This is a genomic window from Labrenzia sp. OB1 (genome assembly GCF_001624695.1).
Lineage (GTDB): Bacteria > Pseudomonadota > Alphaproteobacteria > Rhizobiales > Stappiaceae > Roseibium.
Map to the genome: position 1 here is coordinate 54629 of NZ_JSEP01000002.1, position 18272 is coordinate 72900.

17 protein-coding genes are annotated in these 18272 nt (G+C 59.7%); 5 read left to right on the top strand and 12 right to left on the bottom strand.

Annotated features, from left to right (window positions below; translation table 11 throughout):
* Positions 1 to 5: 5 nt before the first annotated feature.
* The 11 genes from OA90_RS02625 to OA90_RS02670 all read right to left on the bottom strand — a co-directional run bounded on the left by OA90_RS02625 (position 6) and on the right by OA90_RS02670 (position 9807).
* Positions 6 to 518, bottom strand: coding sequence for a FixH family protein (locus tag OA90_RS02625; RefSeq protein WP_068406790.1), 513 nt, complete (start codon positions 516 to 518; stop codon positions 6 to 8).
* A 10-nt stretch (positions 519 to 528) separates the two neighbouring features.
* The gene (ccoG, locus tag OA90_RS02630; RefSeq protein WP_199823580.1) at positions 529 to 1992 is read right to left on the bottom strand and encodes a cytochrome c oxidase accessory protein CcoG; all 1464 of its coding nucleotides are present in this window, start codon (positions 1990 to 1992) and stop codon (positions 529 to 531) included.
* A gap of 167 nt (positions 1993 to 2159) precedes the next feature.
* A complete protein-coding gene (gene ccoP, locus OA90_RS02635) occupies positions 2160 to 3038 on the bottom strand; it encodes a cytochrome-c oxidase, cbb3-type subunit III (protein ID WP_068406792.1) in 879 nt (292 codons plus the stop codon).
* 3 nt (positions 3039 to 3041) lie between these two features.
* Positions 3042 to 3197: a cbb3-type cytochrome c oxidase subunit 3 gene (locus tag OA90_RS02640; protein ID WP_068406794.1), complete on the bottom strand. Its 156-nt coding sequence runs from the start codon at positions 3195 to 3197 to the stop codon at positions 3042 to 3044.
* Positions 3198 to 3201: 4 nt separating this feature from the next.
* Entirely contained in the window at positions 3202 to 3936 is a 735-nt protein-coding gene (ccoO, locus tag OA90_RS02645; protein WP_068406796.1) for a cytochrome-c oxidase, cbb3-type subunit II, read from the bottom strand.
* Between the two features lie 13 nt (positions 3937 to 3949).
* Entirely contained in the window at positions 3950 to 5605 is a 1656-nt protein-coding gene (ccoN, locus tag OA90_RS02650; protein ID WP_068406799.1) for a cytochrome-c oxidase, cbb3-type subunit I, read from the bottom strand.
* 293 nt (positions 5606 to 5898) lie between these two features.
* Positions 5899 to 6039, bottom strand: coding sequence for a hypothetical protein (locus tag OA90_RS28955; protein WP_199823582.1), 141 nt, complete (start codon positions 6037 to 6039; stop codon positions 5899 to 5901).
* Between the two features lie 120 nt (positions 6040 to 6159).
* Entirely contained in the window at positions 6160 to 6426 is a 267-nt protein-coding gene (locus OA90_RS02655; protein ID WP_068406804.1) for a DUF1488 family protein, read from the bottom strand.
* On the bottom strand, positions 6417 to 7553 hold the full coding sequence (locus OA90_RS02660) for an alanine/ornithine racemase family PLP-dependent enzyme (RefSeq protein WP_068406806.1): 1137 nt from the start codon (positions 7551 to 7553) through the stop codon (positions 6417 to 6419). The genes OA90_RS02655 and OA90_RS02660 overlap by 10 nt, the downstream gene beginning before the upstream one ends.
* Positions 7550 to 8749, bottom strand: coding sequence for a DUF1611 domain-containing protein (locus OA90_RS02665; RefSeq protein ID WP_082836806.1), 1200 nt, complete (start codon positions 8747 to 8749; stop codon positions 7550 to 7552). The genes OA90_RS02660 and OA90_RS02665 overlap by 4 nt, the downstream gene beginning before the upstream one ends.
* 575 nt (positions 8750 to 9324) lie before the next feature.
* Positions 9325 to 9807, bottom strand: coding sequence for a MarR family transcriptional regulator (locus OA90_RS02670; RefSeq protein ID WP_068406809.1), 483 nt, complete (start codon positions 9805 to 9807; stop codon positions 9325 to 9327).
* A gap of 167 nt (positions 9808 to 9974) precedes the next feature.
* Here OA90_RS02670 and OA90_RS02675 point away from each other — a divergent pair, with 167 nt between their 5' ends.
* Complete coding sequence (locus tag OA90_RS02675) at positions 9975 to 11900, top strand: FAD-binding monooxygenase (protein WP_068406812.1); 1926 nt, start codon at positions 9975 to 9977, stop codon at positions 11898 to 11900.
* A gap of 17 nt (positions 11901 to 11917) precedes the next feature.
* Here the strand turns inward: OA90_RS02675 and OA90_RS02680 are convergent, their stop codons facing one another.
* Positions 11918 to 12814, bottom strand: coding sequence for a LysR family transcriptional regulator (locus tag OA90_RS02680; RefSeq protein WP_068406815.1), 897 nt, complete (start codon positions 12812 to 12814; stop codon positions 11918 to 11920).
* A 101-nt stretch (positions 12815 to 12915) separates the two neighbouring features.
* Between OA90_RS02680 and OA90_RS02685 the strand changes: the two genes are divergently transcribed.
* From OA90_RS02685 to OA90_RS02700, 4 genes are all read left to right on the top strand, one after another.
* Positions 12916 to 14238 (top strand): aminotransferase class I/II-fold pyridoxal phosphate-dependent enzyme, encoded by a 1323-nt coding sequence (locus tag OA90_RS02685; protein ID WP_068406819.1) that lies wholly within the window; start codon positions 12916 to 12918, stop codon positions 14236 to 14238.
* A gap of 116 nt (positions 14239 to 14354) precedes the next feature.
* A complete protein-coding gene (locus tag OA90_RS02690) occupies positions 14355 to 15488 on the top strand; it encodes a PAS domain-containing protein (protein WP_068406821.1) in 1134 nt (377 codons plus the stop codon).
* A 34-nt stretch (positions 15489 to 15522) separates the two neighbouring features.
* Positions 15523 to 15891: a response regulator gene (locus OA90_RS02695; RefSeq protein WP_068406824.1), complete on the top strand. Its 369-nt coding sequence runs from the start codon at positions 15523 to 15525 to the stop codon at positions 15889 to 15891.
* Positions 15892 to 15926: 35 nt separating this feature from the next.
* Positions 15927 to 18254 carry a methyl-accepting chemotaxis protein gene (locus OA90_RS02700; RefSeq protein WP_156510363.1) on the top strand — a complete coding sequence of 776 codons (2328 nt, stop codon included), beginning with the start codon at positions 15927 to 15929 and terminating at the stop codon, positions 18252 to 18254.
* Positions 18255 to 18272: the final 18 nt, after the last annotated feature.

Here is an 18272-nt window from a genome sequence, read left to right on the forward strand (position 1 = left end):
TTGCTCTATTCCTTCAGGAAAATCCGGTTTTCGGATTTGAATTTCCGCACACCTTCCGCTTCGATCTCGAGAATAAGTGTCCAGTTGCCTGCCGGAACCTTCTCCAGATCCGCAGTATAACGCCCCCCGCCATCGGCGGTCAGAATGGCTTCGATATCCGACGTTGCGCGCGCCGGATGCCGCAAAAGAGCGCGCACTTCAACACCATGGAGAGGCGTTCCACCGGCGTCGGCCGCGGTCACGACCAGCCGGCCGGTGCCTTCCACGGCCTGAATGACTTCGCCCGAAACCTGCCAGTTCAGCGCCGCCTGTGTTCTGGCTGCGGCGATTTCCTCATTATATGCCTGACCGGCTTCATACGGGCGATCTTCAACCACGCCAGGGAACGACCCGAGCGCGAGATAGATGAAGATGCCGTTCGCGGTGAAGATCACACCGAAGAAGGCGAACAGCCAGACAAGGACCGTCTTTCCGGTGATTGCCTTGGGGTCCTTCATGCTGGATTGAACCATCGACATTTAATCCTCCTCAAGGCTTTTCCGGCGCTTTGAAATTGTCTTTTGCGGTCACCACCTCGCCCATCACGCTGTCGGTGATGCGGAAGGTCACCGGCGTTGAAGCGGACATCTGTTCCCAGGGCGGCGAAGTCACAAGGATGCGGACTTCCCGTGTGGTATCCGGCCCGACCTCGATGATCGGTCGCCCGGCGAAGGTGGTCTCCACGCCGACAGCTTCCATCCTGGTGTTGGGCGGCATGCCCTCGATATTGAGCATAAAACTGCGGGGATGCTGGCGCTTGTTGGAAAGACGCACCGTATAGCCGTTTCGTACCGTGCCATCGGACTGTTCCACAAAGACCGGATTGCGGTCATGCAGGACGCTGATGTCGGCAAAGTCCCGGGTCAGCAGCGCAAACATCATGATGGCGCTGACAAGGACGATAAGCGCGGCGTAGATCACCGTCCGGGGCCGGACGATTTCATAGACCGGCTCCTTGCCCTCGATCCTGCGCTGGATGTTTTCGTCGGTATCGTAAGCAATCAGACCTGTCGGTTTGCCGACCTTGGTCATGATGTTGTCACAGGCATCGATGCACAACCCGCACTGGATGCAGTCGAGCTGCATGCCCTTGCGGATATCGACCCCGGTCGGGCAGACCTGGAAACACTGGTAACAGTCGACGCAGTCTCCAGCCGGAAGGCCCTGCTCTATCAGCTTTTTGTTCTGTTTCAGGGAGCCGCGCGGCTCGCCCCGGTCCCAGCGATAGGTGACGTTGAGGGCCTTTTCGTCCGTCAACGCCGCCTGAATGCGCGGCCAGGGACACATGTAGATGCAGACCTGCTCGCGCATGAAACCGGCCAGAAGATAGGTCGTCGCCGTCAGGATCGCGATCCAGACATAGGCGACGAGCGGCGCCTGAAAGGTCAGAAGCTGCCAGACGAGCGTCGGCGCGTCGTTAAAGTAGAGAACCCAGGCTCCGCCGGTCCACCAGGCGATCATCAGCCAAAAGAAATGCTTGGTGACCCGTTTGCGGACCTTTCCGAAGGTCCAGGGTTCCTTGTCCAGATTGATGCGGTCCCGCCGGTCGCCCTCGACCTTGCGTTCGATCCACAGGAACATGTCCGTCCAGACAGTCTGGGGGCACAGATAGCCGCACCAGATCCGGCCGGCGACCGCATTCATCAGGAACAGCGCCACCGCGGCAAGGATCAGAAGGCCGGTGAGGTAATAGACTTCCTGCGGCCAGATCTCGATGAAGAAGAAGTAGGCCCGCTTGTGCACCATATCGACCAGAACGGCCTGATCGGGAGCATTCGGCCCACGGTCGAAGCGGATGAACGGCAGGAAATAATAGATGCCGAGCGTGATGAAAAGCAGCGTCCACTTGATCCTGCGGAACAGGCCGTGGGTCGCCATGGGATAGATCTTCTTGGCCGACGCGAACCATTCGTCCGATTGCGTGCCTTCTTGGGTTTCGGTGTCCGTAGACATACCCGTCCGTCCTTCTGTAGATGATGATCCTGCCCCATCAGGATCAGGCGAATGCAAGCCGGGCTCCGAGCCCTCTCACATCTCAAACACTAATCCGGCGCAAGCGGACTGACTTTGCGCCGGATCAATTCATGCGCCCATAGTGCGCCTTGCCGCAGTGCCGCGGCTTATTGACCGCCCCCGAAGGAGTGGACATAGACCGTCAGCGATTTGATCGTCGCCGGGTCCAGGCGGTCGACCCAGGCAGGCATGACACCGTTGCGCGGTGCATGGATCTGCGCCTTGATGTCGTCCAGGGAATTGCCATAGAGGTAATTGGCCGACATCAGGCTCGGCGCACCGACGTCCTGAATACCTTCCAGGTTATCGCCATGGCAGGCCGCGCAATTGTCCTCGTAGAGCACTCGCCCGGCGGCCAGATCGATACCGTCCTCGGTCTCGAAACCCGCTCTTGAGGCCACGAAGTTGGCGACCTCGGCGATTTCCCGCCGGGTCAGAAGTTCGTCTCGGCCGAAGGCCGGCATCTCTCCGATGCGCGCGTCCTCATGGTCCGAGCGGATGCCGTAGAGCAGTGTGGTGTGGATGTCTTCCAGCGTTCCGCCCCACAGCCAGGTATCGTCCTGCAGATTTGGATAGCCTTCGGCTCCCGTTGCGCCCGAGCCATGGCAAGGTGCACAATTGTCGCCGAAAGCGGCCTGCCCGTTCGCCTGCGCGAATTGTTGCAGTTCCTGGTCGCTGGAGATGTCTTCCAGGGACGCCGCGATGATCTTGTCGGCGAACTCGGAACGCCCCGCGACACCCTCGGCGAAGGCGGCGGTCGCTTCGGTCCGCTGATTGGCCCCCAGCACACCGGTGGTGTAGCTGGAGATCAGCGGCCAGGACGGGTAGAGCACCCAGTAGATCACGGCCCAGACGATGCAGGCATAGAAGCTGTACAGCCACCATCTCGGCAGTGGATTGTTCAGTTCCTTCAGCCCGTCCCACTCGTGGCCGGTCGTCTCGACACCGGAGATCCGGTCGATTTCTTTGTCGTGCGTGTCTGCCATGGTTCAGTCCTCCCGGAACGGGATTTTGGCGGCGTCATCGAACTTCTCACGGTTCTTCGGCCACAGGGCATAGGCCAGAATCACGCCGAACAGGATCATGAAATAGATGAGGCCCCAGGTCTGCGCGAAGGCCGCAACAGCGGTATATGTCTCATTCATCGCCTTACCTCGCGTTTGCCTTGTCGTCATAGATTGAGAAGTCGACCATGGTGCCCAGCACCTGAAGATAGGCGACCAGCGCATCCATTTCGGTGACTTCCTTCAGGTTGCCGTCAAACGTGCGGATCTTTGCCGTCGGCCAGCGTTCCTCGAACTCATAGGCCGCGTCGGTGTCCGGGCTTGCCTGACCTATGAGATCGGCTGCGGCGTTGTCGATCTGCTCCTGCGTATAGGGTGTCCCCAGGAAGGCGTTTACGGAGAGATCCGCCTGGATGTCGCGAGTGCTCAGCCGGTTTTCCGCCAGGAACGGATAGCCGGGCATGATCGAGGCCGGAACCAGCGAGCGGGGATCCTTCAGATGCTCCACGTGCCAGTCGTCGGAATATTTTCCGCCGACGCGGGCAAGGTCCGGGCCTGTGCGCTTCGATCCCCACTGGAATGGGTGGTCGTACATGCTTTCTGCGGCCAGCGAATAGTGGCCGTAGCGCTCAAGTTCGTCGCGCATCGGGCGGATCATCTGCGAGTGGCAGGTGTAGCAGCCCTCGCGGATGAAGATGTTGCGCCCGGTGAGCTCCAGCGGTGTATAGGGCCGCATCCCCTCCGTCTTCTCGATCGTGCTCTTCAGGTAGAAGAGCGGTGCGATCTCGACCAGGCCGCCGATGGCGACCACGACCAGGATCCCGATCAGGAGGACGAAGGAGTTCTTTTCAAAGATTTCGTGTTTTTTCCAAGCTGACATTTTCATCCCTCCCTTATTCGGCCGGAGCCAGGGAGCCGGCCGGCGTGGCTTCGGCTTCCTCAGCCTCACCATGACGGACAGTCATCCAGAGATTATAGGCCATGATCACGGCGCCCAGCAGGAAGAGCGCGCCCCCCAGAGCCCGGATTATGTAGAAGGGATGCATCGCCTCGACGGTTTCCACGAAGGAGTATTCCAGGAAACCGAGCTGATCGTAGGCGCGCCACATCAGGCCCTGCATGATGCCGGACACCCACATCGAGGTGATGTAGAGAACGATGCCGATCGTCGACAGCCAGAAGTGCCAGTCAACCAGTCTCAGGGAGTACAGGTTCTTCTTGTTCCACAGCCACGGAATGAGGCAGTAGAGCGCGCCGAAGGAGATGTACCCCACCCAGCCGAGCGCACCGGAATGCACATGGCCGATTGTCCAGTCGGTATAGTGCGACAGGGAGTTGACGGAGCGCAGGCTCATCAGCGGGCCCTCGAAGGTCGACATGCCGTAGAAGGCGACGGAGACCACCATCATGCGCAGCACCGGATCGGTCCTGAGCTTGTCCCAGGCACCCGACAGCGTCATCAGGCCGTTGATCATGCCGCCCCAGGAGGGCATCCACAGGATTATGGAGAAGGTCGCGCCCAGCGTCGAAGCCCACTGCGGCAGCGCCGTATAATGCAGGTGGTGCGGACCGGCCCAGATGTAGATGAAGATCAGCGCCCAGAAGTGCACGATGGACAGGCGGTAGGAATAGACCGGCCGGTCGGCGCGCTTGGGGATGAAGTAATACATGATGGCCAGAAAGCCAGCGGTCAGGAAGAAGCCCACCGCATTATGGCCGTACCACCACTGCACCATCGCATCCTGCACGCCGGACCAGACGATGTAGGACTTGGTCGAATAGACCGACACCGGGATCGTCAGGTTGTTGGTGATGTGCAGCATGGCGATGGTGACGATGAACGCCAGGTAGAACCAGTTGGCCACATAGATATGCGGTTCCTTGCGCTTCCAAAGCGTACCGAGGAACAGGAGCAGATAGCAGACCCAGACGATAGTCAGCCACAGGTCGGCGTACCATTCCGGTTCGGCGTATTCCTTGCTCTGCGTCGCGCCGAGGAGATAGCCGGTGCCGGCAACCACGATGAAGACGTTGTAGCCGACGATCACGAACCAGGGCAGGATCTTGCCCGGCATCCGCACGCGGCTCGTGCGCTGGACCACATACATCGACGTCGCCAGCAGCACGTTGCCGCCGAAGGCGAAGATCACCGCGGAGGTGTGCAAGGGGCGCATGCGGCCGAAATTGGTCCAGGGCAGATCGAAATTCAGCGCCGGGAAGGCAAGCTGGAGAGCGATCACCAGTCCGACGGTGAAACCGGCGAGGCCCCAGACCATCGCCGCGACCGAGCCGAACTTGACCGGGCCCATATTGTAATTGGGTTTACCGTCGATTTCCTGCGGGATCGGTTCCCCGCCGTCGTCGAAGTAATTCTTGAAGATCCAAAACACGCTGACGGCGGCGACAAGTGCGCCGATGCCCGCATGAAATGCCATGACCTGATCGAAGGTCTTGCCCGCCACAATCAGGCAGGCGAATGCAAGCAGCACGAGGAAGATGGCGAAACCGCCTTCCTCGAGCGAAACCATTTTGGCCTTGTTTTGTGCCATTTTTAGCGCCCCAGTCTTTGATATCGTTACAAGGTGCCAACGATGGCACGAGCATTCGCACGACTCGTCTGGAGCCGCGTTGATTCATATCAAGACGTTGAGGGGGCAGAGCGCGGGACGGCGCTCGTGCCGACTGCCGCGGTGCGAGTGCACCGTGTCGCGGGAGAGACCTTGTTCCGACCGGTCCGCCTCCAGTTCGAGGCAGGAAACACCGGCGTCCGCAGCGCCGGGTTTCCGGTCAAGGATACGTTTTGGAGGCAACGGCGCTTATACCGGACACCGCTGCCCCGATGTCATTTCTTCTTGCTTCCGCCGGCAAACGCGGAAAGGCCCTTGTTCAGGAATGACGAGGACGTTTGAGCCGGTTCGGCCGCTTTCGGCGCTTTCTTCGGCTTTCTGATCTCGCGATTGCTGCGCTTCTGTGATTTGGCCATGGTAATCTCCTGTCGTGAGAGCCGCATTCGTTGACGTCATGCGGTGAGGCCGGCTCCTGCCCTTCCGAAAAGGATGCGAATAGACACTCTTGCGACTGTCCGATTTTCCCCGCGGCGCGACTAGCTGATGTCGGCGGCGGTCAGAATGAGTGTCGCGCCCCGGCGCCGGGAGTAGGCTTTGCGGGCATGGCCCTCGAGGGTGTCGCGCATGCCATCGAAGGCCGCCAGAAACAGCGTCTCGTCGGACATCGGTTTTTCGGTCATCGTCCTGAGCGCGTCGACCTGCACGAAGATCGAGATCTCGAAGACACCGTCATATCCCGTGAAACGTACGGATTGCCGCCCAGGGTCGAAGCTTCGGCTCTGATTGGGAAAGTTCAATGCCATTGATGCAATTCCTCCGATGATCTCGGTCCGGGCGTCATCCGGGCTTCAAATGCCCCGCGCCCGGCAGGCAAGCTGTAGGTCTTGGTGACGAAAGGCGATGTCATGGCACGCAGCAGCGCGCTGTAGTTGAGCTGAAAGGTCATTTCGGATCCTGCGGTCACATAGGATTTGCCGGTGTCCACCATCAGGTGATCGCTGCTGGCCCCCAGAACCTCGATGCCGGGTACGGCGGTGAGGCCGAGAGGATCGACGTCCTGGCGGCCCAGCGCCAGTATCGTGCGGAAGGCGCTGCCGTCCCGCCCGGAAACCGGCATTGGGCCAAAGGCCGCCTGTCCGATCTTTCCCCAGGGCCGGGAGGGTTTGGTCTTGGCCTCGATGACTTCCGCGATCAGGGAAATCGCGTTGGTGTAAAGACCTTCAATCGGTTGCCGGTCGAGGGGATTCAGTCCCAGAAGGATCGCCTCTCCCAACCGGAGGTTATTGACACGCCCGGCTTTTTCTCCGGACAGCGCCCACTTGAGATTGCTGGAATTGCCGCCCGACACGACCCTGATGACAAGGCCGAATGCATCATCCAGCACATCCGCCAGGCGCGACAGTTCGGACATGTTCCCGGCATCCGGAGATACGCCGCTCTGGCAGGCAAGGTTGGCGCCGATACCCTTCAGGTCGATGTTCGGAAACCGGAGCGCCGCCCGCGCGGTTTCCTGCAAATCTTCCGGCATGATGCCTTCACGAAGGTCCCCCATCTCCACCATAAGAACCACGCCATGGCGCCTGCCCGCCCTCCGGGCCGCGGTCGACAAGGCGGCGATGACGTCAAGCTCCGTGTTGAAACTGATGTCGGCGTGGGCGACCACACGGCCGGCCTGGCTCGGCATGGGCGACCTTATGAGGGTGATGGGCGCCCTGATGCCCGCCAGGCGCATCGCCTCGATGTTTTCGATACGGGAGTCGCCGAGCCCCTTTACACCTGCCCCGAGCAAGGCGTTCGCAAAGCGCGGTTCCCCGAGACAGGCCTTGGTGACGCCGGTCACGGAGATACCCTGGCCGCTCAGCCGCGAGACCAGGGCGGAGGCATTATGGCGTATCTTTTCAAGATCGACTTCCAGGCGCGGTGCGCTCATCGTATCAAAGCGGCGTGCTTCCTCTCAAGTTCCGGAAAGGACGAAAAGACCATGTCCACCAGCCGGTCCTCGGGGCGCGCCAGCGCGTCCGTGACCGGAATTTGAAGTTCATTCTCATAGGCGGAAATGGCAGCGCCGATCTCGACGTCCGTCATGTCTTCATGATTGATCGTCAGGCCGATGACCTTTGTGTCCGAGAAGGCCTCAATCAGATTGATCTCGGATTTCGGTTCCGGCATCTTCATGTGCTCGAAATCGCAGCGGGTCTCGCGGTGTGGCGCGTGCTGCAGGATGACACCCTGCGGAGCGCTGCCCCTCAGGATGAAGGCCGACGTGCAGAAGGCGGGGTGGCTCAGCGCTCCCTGACCTTCGATGATGATCACGTCCGGATCGTCGCCCTTCCAGGCATCGACAATCGTCGCCTCCAGTTCGCCGCAACAGAACTGGGAAGGCACCGCATCCAGCGCGACGCCATAGCGCCCGCCCTGCATCAAACCGGTTTGGCCGGTGGATACCATGACAGCACGCACGCCGCGTGCGATCAGCGCCCTGGTCAGAATGCTGGCGGTCGTCCGTTTGCCGATGGCGCAATCGGTCCCCAGAACCGCGATACGCGGACAGGTCACCTCATGAATGGCGCCGCTGAACAATCTCAGGTCGTTCTTGGGGCGCGGTTTTCTGACATCGATGATCGCGGCGTTGCCGGCAGTTCCCGCCGCAACGAACTCCGGGTCGTCGCCGAGAAACTCGTGCAGCCCGTTGACCACATTCATGCCCTGCCCAAGGGCTGCAAGAACGATCTTGCGCTCTTGCGGCGACAACATCCCCGTCGCCGGTGCCATGCCATAGATGAAAAAGTCGGGCTTGCGGCGCGAACCGGCCAGCGCCTGGTCGAGACTGGCGAAGACGGGAATTTCATTCACCTCCCCGTCCAGCACCTCGCCGGCATCGCGGCCCGCTTGCGTGCTGTCGATAATCGCGAGGATTTCGTATTTTTCCGAATGGCGCACAAGGCCATTGGCCGTCTTGCCGTCGATCTTGCCGAAATTGCCTTCACAATAGACCACCGCCGTCGCAATCGCGGCTTCAGCCGGTTTTGAGTCCGGTGCAACAGGTGGAACCGGGGCATTCCTGGCAAATGACAGATGCAGGACAGGTCTGGCTTTCACTGTGGTCGCGAAGGGAATTACGGTCATAAAGGTTCCTTGGGAGTAAACGCCGTCGCATGGCCCGAAAGGCACGCGAAGACGGCCGCCTCCGCGCACGTCAAGCGGGCGCAAGGAGGAAGAAATTGATCAGGTTTCAAGCTTGTATCCGCCCGACAACGACTTCTTCGCGCTTGGACCTATGCTCCGCGCGAGTTCGTGTGCAGGGGATGTGTTTGAACAAACGGATCGAAAGGACGACGCAAGCCACCGGCACAGCGGTCCAGGAGTTCGTCAGTAAGGGCCCATGCGCCCAAAACGATCCGGTAACATCGCCATCATGCGCCATATGGCGGGCAATGTACAACGCCAATTGTAAAAACCAACACGACTCCAGACAGGTTGCCTCCCAAAGCGGCTCCTGCCGGCCGTGCGAAAACATCGCGTAAACATCAAACCAACCCGACGTTTTAATCCTTGCCCGGCGCCTCTCCCTGTTCGGCCTTTCCCGCCTCGAATGCGCTACAGAACTGACCAAGGAATTCCGGGAAGAACGCGATTGTTCCAGGTCCGGATTGCAGCCGTGGACCCGGACAACAACTTACGGCGAAGGCTTACGGCAATCGCTACTTCGCGTTCGCGGGGTCGCTTGACACCTCGCGCAACGGCGCGCGGCTGAAATCGTTCGCAGCGTCCGTCGCCTTGCGCAGCAGACGCATGAATTCCGCCACCTCAACCTCGTCTAGGCCGCTCAGCATGAGCTTCTGCGCGGTCTCCACCGCCGGTGCAATCCTGTTCAAAGCGGCTTCGCCGGTCTCCGTCATGCGCAGCACGCGGGCGCGGCGGTCCGTGCCGCTTACCTCACGGGTCAAGAAGCCCTTCTGCACCAGCCGGTCGACCACGCCTGCAATGGTCGTGCGGTCATAGGCGATCAGACCCGCCAGCGTCGCCTGATCGATGCCGGGATGGGTGCGGACCCTGACAAGGGCCGCATACTGGACCGGAGTGAGGTCGAAACCGGCGCTTTCGACCTGGGCATGGAACACGGCGACCGCGATCTGCTGAAGGCGCCGCACCAGGTGGCCGGGCATGTCATTGATGTCTTTCACGGCTGTCTCCGAACCTCTTCACTCGAATTGACAGTATGCTGATCATCAGTATACTGATTAACTACCGCCTCTGTCGAGACCAGTGTCAGCATCGCGGACGGATTGTCAAAACGGCAGCCCGCCTCCGGCATGGAAGGCGGAAACACGGCGGGCGGAGGAACGGTCCCATGCAATTTCATCTGAACGGTTTCAAGGCCGGCGATCCGGAGACCAGCGCGCAGACGGGCATCACCGGCATGCTGGCGAACAACGATGACCTTCCGGAGACCGTCGATGTCCTGATTGTCGGCTGCGGCCCGGCCGGACTGACCCTTGCCGCACAGCTTTCAGCCTTCACTGGCATCCGCACGCGGATCGTCGAGCAGAAAGCAGGACCGCTTGAACTTGGTCAGGCGGATGGCGTTGCCTGCCGGACGATGGAAATGTTCCACGCCTTCGGCTTCAGCGAAAAGCTCATGAAGGAAGCCTATTGGGTCAATGAGACGACTTTCTGGAAACCGGACCCGGACCGGCCGGCAAACATCACCCGCAGCGGCCGGGTCCAGGACGTGGAGGACGGGCTTTCCGAATTCCCGCATGTGATCCTCAACCAGGCCCGGGTGCACGATTTCTATCTCGATGTCATGCGTAAATCCGCTAACCGGCTGGAGCCGAATTATTCGCGGCACATGGCTGGTCTTGAGGTGGATACATCCGCTTCGGCGGATGAATATCCGGTCACGGTTCGCCTGGAGCGGACCGGTGCGGGACATGAAGGCAAGACGGAGACAGTCAGGGCGAAATACGTGGTCGGCTGCGATGGCGCGCGCAGCACGGTCCGCAAGGCCCTCGGGCGCGAGCTCACGGGCGATTCGGCCAATCAGGCATGGGGCGTGATGGATGTGCTCGCCGTCACCGATTTTCCCGACATCCGGTTCAAGGCGCTGGTCCAGTCGAAGTCCGAAGGCAGCATCCTGATCATTCCCCGCGAGGGCGGCTATCTGGTGCGCATTTATGTGGAGCTCGACAAGCTCAATGAAAACGAGCGCGTCGCGGGACGCAACATCAGCATCGATCAGCTGATAGCCGCCGCGCAGAGAATTCTTCATCCTTATGCACTGGATGTGAAAGACGTCGCCTGGTGGTCGGTCTACGAGATCGGCCAGAGGCTGTGCGACCGGTTCGACGATGTCGCGGATGGGGAAGATCGTCCACCACATGTCTTCATAGCGGGCGATGCCTGCCACACCCACAGCCCGAAAGCCGGTCAGGGCATGAATGTCTCCATGCAGGACACGTTCAATCTGGGCTGGAAACTCGCTCACGTGCTTCTCGGGCGAAGTTCCCCCGCTCTGCTGCACAGCTATTCCGAAGAGCGTCAGGAAACCGCACGGACGCTTATTGAATTCGACCGTGAATGGTCGCGAATGCTCAGTGCCCCGTTGAAATCGGAGGGTAATCCGGATGGCGTCGATCCGGAAGACGTGCGCAGGCACTTCGTTGAGCACGGACGCTATACCGCCGGTACGGCGACGCGATACCGGCCTTCTGTCCTCACCGGCGGACCAGATCATCAGCATCTGGCGACCGGCTTTCCGGCCGGCATGCGCTTTCACTCCGCGCCGGCGATCCGCCTTGCGGATGCAAAGCCGGTCCATCTCGGACACACTGTCAAGGCGGACGGGCGCTGGCGTCTCTTTGCCTTCGCGGGCGCGGAAGATCCGATGGCGGAAAACGCCATGATCCATCGACTGTGCACGTTTCTCGAAACCGCACCGGCCTCGCCGGTGAGAAGATACACCTCGGAAAGTGAGGATATCGATGCGGTGCTCGACGTGCGGGCGGTCTTTCAGCAGAGCCATCGCGACCTCGACCTGAGCCGCCTGCCAGCCTTCCTGCTGCCGGCGAAAGGCCGCTACGGGCTGCGGGACTATGAGAAGATGTTCTGTCCGGACCCGGTGAGCGACATTTTCGACATGCGCGACATCGACCGCACCTCGGGCTGCATGGTGGTTGTCCGTCCGGACCAGTATGTCTCTCTGGTGCTTCCCCTGGAGGCCCATGCCGAGCTCGCGGAGTTTTTCGACAGGGTTCTGCTGAGTGGAGTGAATTGACAGGAAGCGCGACAGGATCAGGTTGCCGTATCGCCCGCGATCACCTGCAAGGCCTGCATGACCTGCTCCGCCGCACTGCCGCTGCGACCGGAAGGCAGGAGCCAGAGGGAGATGGCCTCCCCTGCCGGCACCGTTTTCGAAAATGGTGCGACCAGTGCCCCGGACGCCAGATAGGGGGCAACCAGCGCCCGGCGTGAGATCAGCACACCGGCGCCGCTGAGCGCTTCCTGAAGGGCGAGCGCATAAAGGGAAAACACCGGACCGCGCGGTGCGAAGCCTTCACCCGGCATAGCCTTTTCAGCCCATGCGCCCCAGTCCCCTGCCCAGGCTGTGTCCGTCAGGCACACCGCGTCCTTCAGATCCCGCGGCTTTTTCAATGCCTTTGCGACTTCCGGCGTGCAGACCGGCAGAAGGTCATCCTCCGCGAACCGGATACTGCCATTGGGTGACTGCGAACCATAAAACAGGCAGAGATCGAACGGAACCCGTTTCAGGTTCGGCGGCCGTTCCAGCGCTGTTACCGAGATATCGATGCCGTCCAGACGTTCGCGAACGGCGGGCAGCCTCGGCGCCAGCCAGAGCTGGGCCAGGGCGGGGAGCGCAGCGACATGCACCTTTTGCGGCGCGGCGTCACGCCTGAGGTCCCGGACAGCGTCTCCCAGTGCGTCGAAAGCCGTTATGAACCCCTGCAAGGCCCTTTGCCCCAAAGGCGTCAGGTGGACACCACGCGCCTGACGGACGAAAAGCGCGGCGCCGACTTCCTGTTCCAGAGACTTGATCTGCGCTGCGACCGCCCCTGCCGTCACATGCAGTTCCTCGGCTGCAGGAGCAAAGCCGCCCAGACGCGCGGCGGCTTCGAAAGCCTTCAGCGCGTTGAGGGAGGGAAACCGGGGGACTGGTGGTTCAACCGACATGGCAAGCCCTAATTTTTCTAGGCCTTATATTTCTAAAAACTGATTTGCGATAAGGCAACCCCTCCATCAGTCTCTGGACATGTTTTCACTGGAGTTGAAGCATGACCGTTCGTGACCTACGCCCCTGGCTGCCGGCCGTCGCGGCAGCGCGCATCGATGAAATCACCGGCCGCACGCTGTCTCTGTCGTCGGCGCAGATCGCCTTGCGCATCGAAGCGCTTGCACAGGAGAACCGCCAGATCCACGAGCGGGACTGCTTCAACCTCAATCCGGCGACAAATGTGATGAATCCGAGGGCGGAGGCTCTGCTCGCCAGCGGTCTGGGCTCCCGTCCGTCACTGGGCTATCCGGGTGACAAATACGAGATGGGCCTGGAAGCCATCGCAGAGATCGAAGTGATCGCGGCGGAGCTTGCAGCCGAAGTCTTCAACGCGAAATACGCCGAAATCCGGGTTTCCTCCGGTGCGCTTGCCAATCTTTACGCGTTCATGGCAACGACGAGACCGGGCGATGCCATCATCGCACCACCGGCCTCGGTCGGCGGACATGTCACCCACCACGCGCCGGGCTGCGCCGGTCTGTACGGTCTGGAGATCCACGAAGCGCCGGTCGATCCGGACGGCTACACCATCGATCTGGACGGACTGCGGGAACTTGCCCTGAAGGTACGCCCCAAACTCATCACCATCGGCATGAGCCTCAATCTTCATCCGCATCCTGTTGCGGGTATCCGCACCATTGCCGACGAGGCCGGAGCAAAAGTGCTGTTCGACGCCGCACACCAGTGCGGCATGATCGCCGGCGGCGTCTTTTCCGACCCGCTGGCCGAGGGTGCTCACCTCATGACCATGAGCACCTACAAGAGCCTTGGCGGTCCGGCGGGCGGATTGATCGTCACCAACGACCAGGACCTGTCGCAGGAAATCGATGCGATTGCCTTTCCCGGTCTGACCGCGAATTTCGACGTTGCCAAGTCGGCCGCGCTGGCGATCACGCTGCTGGACTGGCGGGACCATGGCAAGGCTTACGCAACCGAAATGGCGGCCACGGCCGCCGCGCTGGCCGAAGCGCTGGCAGCCGACGGTCTGCCTGTCTTTTCCACCTCGAAGGGCATAACCGCGTCCCACCAGTTCGCGCTGGAGGCAGCGGCTTTCGGCGGTGGGCAGACCGCATCAAAGAAGCTGCGCAAGGCGGGCTTTCTGGCCTGCGGCATCGGCCTTCCCATTGCCCCAGTCGACGGAGACATGAACGGTCTGCGCTTCGGCACACCCGAACTGGTCCGCTGGGGCATGACCGAAGCCGACATGCCGAAGCTCGCGAGGCTGATCGCAGAAGCGCTGCGCTCGAACGACCCTGCAGCGATGGCTCAAAAAGTTGCCGCCTGGCGCGGGACATTCGACACCCTGCACTTTGTTTCAGCATGACAAGGGCGTTTCATGCCTCCTGAAGGTCCGGCAAATTCCGACTTCCGTTTTTCCGGTTCTCTGAATACGCTGGCTTTTGCAACAACCAGCTAGCGGAAATGCAAGGCGAGGCGCATATGGGGAACCGGGAAGACGACGGTTACGACGCACTGGAGGACATTGCCGCCCAGTCTCCCGATCTGCTCAAATCCATACTGGAAGGTTCGCCGGACACCATCAGTCTGTCCGATGCTTCGCAGCCGGATCTGCCGCTGATTTACGTCAATCCGTCATTTGAAAGAACCACCGGTTATCAGCGCACAGATGTTCTCGGCCGCAATTGCCGCTTCCTGCAGGGAGAGGAAACCGACCGGAACGAAGTGGCCAGACTTCGCCGGGCGATCGCCGATCGGCAGTCTGTTGAAGTCACTCTCCTCAACTACCGCAAGTCGGGAGAGCCGTTTCTTAACGCCTTGCGCATTGCACCGATCTTTGACCGGTCAGGCCAGCTGGCCGCCTATCTTGGCATTCAACGTGACATCACAAAAGAACGGCTCAGAGCCCAGCAGGACAACACACGCAACCGCCTGGAAGCCCTCGGCACGGCCTCTGGAGCGCTGGCTCACCAACTGAACAACCTGCTTCACCCGGTCGCCAGCCTGCTGTCTCTTCATCTTCCCGACATTGAGGATGCCGGCATGCGCAAGGATCTGGAAATGGCGCTTTACAGCGCCCAACAGGCGGCCGAACTCTCGCGCTCCCTGCTCGGTCTTTCACGGGGCCGTTTTGAGACGGACAAATCCACAACCGACCTGCCAGAAGGGCTTCTCCGGACAGTCGATCTGGCACGCATGATGGTGCCCACCAGAGTGATCATCGAAACCGGTATTGGGAACTTTCCTGAACACCTGAAAATTCCGATAAGTGAAACCTTGTTTGCACAAGCAATCATCAATCTCGTGATGAATGCCGCACAGGCATGCAAGGGCTCCGGGGAGATACGTATCGAACTTGCCTCAACGGAATCCGGCCGCATTAAAATTTCTATTGCTGACAACGGGCCAGGTATCCCCGACGCCGATTTCGAGAAAGTGTTTAACCCTTTTTACACGACAAAATTAAATCAAAATGGCACAGGTTTAGGTTTATCTGTTGTTTTGGAAATTATTAATAAATTAAGTGGATTAATTTATATCGAAAAAGGACTGTTACAACCTGACGGAAATGGAAGAGGCTGTATGTTTACCTTGGATATACCTATTCTTACGTAGGGTTGTGTCCAGATACAATCAAGGACATGCATCGATGTGCCAAATTCTATTGATTGATGACATGATGCCAGTCAGGCATGCCATCGCCGCCACTCTGCGCAAGGCCGGGCATGATGTCGTGGAAGCCGACGACGGCAACAAGGGCCTGGAGCTCGCCTCCAAAGACCATTTCGACCTGGTCATTACAGACATCATGATGCCTGCTTCGGACGGAACAGATGTCGTCTTTGAGCTGAAATCCAGAAACCGCGGTCCGAAGGTGGTGGCCATGTCCGGAGGAGGATCCGGCATTGCGGCCAACGAAGCGTTGCGGATGTCGGCAGCACGGGCGGACGCGGTGCTGACGAAACCGTTCACAAATGAAGTCCTGATCGAGACCGTGAGCAGCCTCACTGAAAACTGATCATATGCTTTACCGCGTTGACGGAGGAGAACAATTTGACCTGGTTCTATAACATGCGTCTGACGCAGAAACTCCTGTTTGCCTTTGCTGCCTTGCTGCTTGTGATGGCGACTATCGGCGGAAAGTCGGCGCTGTTGTTTCAGACGCTCGATCATGAATTCACCGAGTTTTCCGAGCACGGCAACGCACTCGCCGCCGCGGCAGACATCACCCAGGCCTTTTCCGAGATGGAAATCAAGGCGATGGAATTCGTCTCACATTCCACGCCGGAAAATTTCGAATCCGCGAAGATCGCGCATGACCGTGTCGCCGAACTGATTACGGACAAGCTCACCAAATTGCATGTGCCTGAGGAAGTCGACCGCCTGAAGGACGCTCAGAAGCATATCGAAATCTATTGGGTCAATTTCGAGAAGCTCACCGAAGAGCGACGCCAGCAGATCGATATTGTCGACCACCAGCTTCACAAGACAGGCGACAAACTTCAGGATGAAATCCTGACTGTCTTCAAGCACAAGCAAGATGCAGAGATTGTCGATGGCAAGCCAAGCGAGACACTTGAGCTCGTGACGGATGCCACCATTCACCTGCTGATCGCTCGAGATCATGCCAACAGATACGTTTATTCAGGCGATGAAGGCGAACTCGACTATGCGCTTTCAGAAATCGAGCGGGTCAAGAAGGACCTCACCAGCGAAGTGATGGCCTCCCTCGAAGCTGAGGACGCCAAACTCGTCGATGACGCTGTTCATCAGATCGACATCTATGTAGGCGCTCTCAAGAGCTTTCGAACGCTCGCCCAGGACATCAACCGCCTGACATCGGATGTCATGCAGAGCGAAGTCAGGGTGATCGCCAGGGATCTGGATGAAATCAAGACCTTTGCGATCGAAGCCGAACACAAGATCGAGAAACTTGTTCATGCCCAGACCTCCAGCGCAATTCTGTTTTCGGTGGGGGGCACGGCCGTCGGTCTCGTCCTTGGATTTCTGATTGCCTACATGATGGGCCGCATGATCAGCCGGCCAATCGTACACCTGTCCCGGACGATGAGGGATCTGTCTGACAACAAGCTTGATACAGATGTACCTGAGCCCCGCGGCAAGGATGAGGTCGCCGAAATGACCAGGTCCGTACTTGTCTTCCGCGATGGCCTCATCGAACGGCAGGCCATGCGCGAAACACAGGAGAAGGAACGCGAGCAGTCGGACCGGAGGCAAAACGAGGTCAACCAGATGGTGGGCATCTTCGGCAACACCATCCGCGGGATCTTCAAGCGCATGTCGGATTCTTCGACGGAAATGTCTAACACCGCCGAGGACCTCACGTCCAATGCCGACCATTCCACCTCGCAAGCCATGACACTCGACAAGGATGCGACCGAAACCTCCAGCATGGTCACCACGGTTTCGTCCGCCGCCGAAGAGTTGATCTCCTCCATTCAGGAAATTCAGCGCAGCGCCGACCATTCGGCGGAAATCGCCACGCGTGCGTCGGGCAAGGCGGAAGAAACACGTTCGAACTTTACCGAACTGGTGGCTGCGGCCGACCAGATCACCAGTGTTGTCGACCTTATCCGTGATATTGCCGACCAGACAAATCTACTTGCCCTGAACGCAACCATCGAAGCCGCCCGAGCGGGCGAATCCGGCAAGGGGTTTGCCGTGGTTGCCTCGGAGGTGAAGGAACTTGCGGCCCAGACGGCACGTGCGACCGGCGAAATCGGCAACCAGGTCGGCGCGGTCCAGCGCACGGCACAGGGCGCCGAGGAACACATGGGCGAAATCTACAATACCGTTCGCGAGATCAGCGAGGTTGCAAACGGCATCGCGGCTTCTGTTACCCAGCAGCAGGCGGCAACTTCCGAGATTGCCCAGAGCATGGAAACCGTCTCCAACAACGCCGCCAAAGTCAGGGACAGCGTTTCCGTCATGCGCGACAATGCGGAGAACTGCGCCTCGTCCTCCCAGCTCGTCAAGGATGGCAGCACGGTTGTCTATGAAGAAGCTGTTCTGCTCGGAGCGGAAGTCGAAACTTTCCTGGGAGCCATCGGCGATCGGTCGGATGACGAGACTTACCGGATCTACAATGTCGACTGGGCATGCGAAGTAACTGTTGATGGCAAGCCGGTAACCGCGCGCTGCGTCAAAATCTCCTCGGCCAATTGCGTTCTGGATGCAATGCTCAACCATCCGGCAGGCACGCCGGTCGTGGTCACGACGGACTGGTTGAAGACCCCCGTACAGGCACGCATCTCGATGAGTGACGCGTCGGGAACCACCTTGCAGTTCCCGCTCAAGCTCGACCATATTGCCGATATCAGGTTCCAGCTGGAACAGCTCAAACTGTCCACTGCGGCTTGACCCGGAACGCACGCAAGC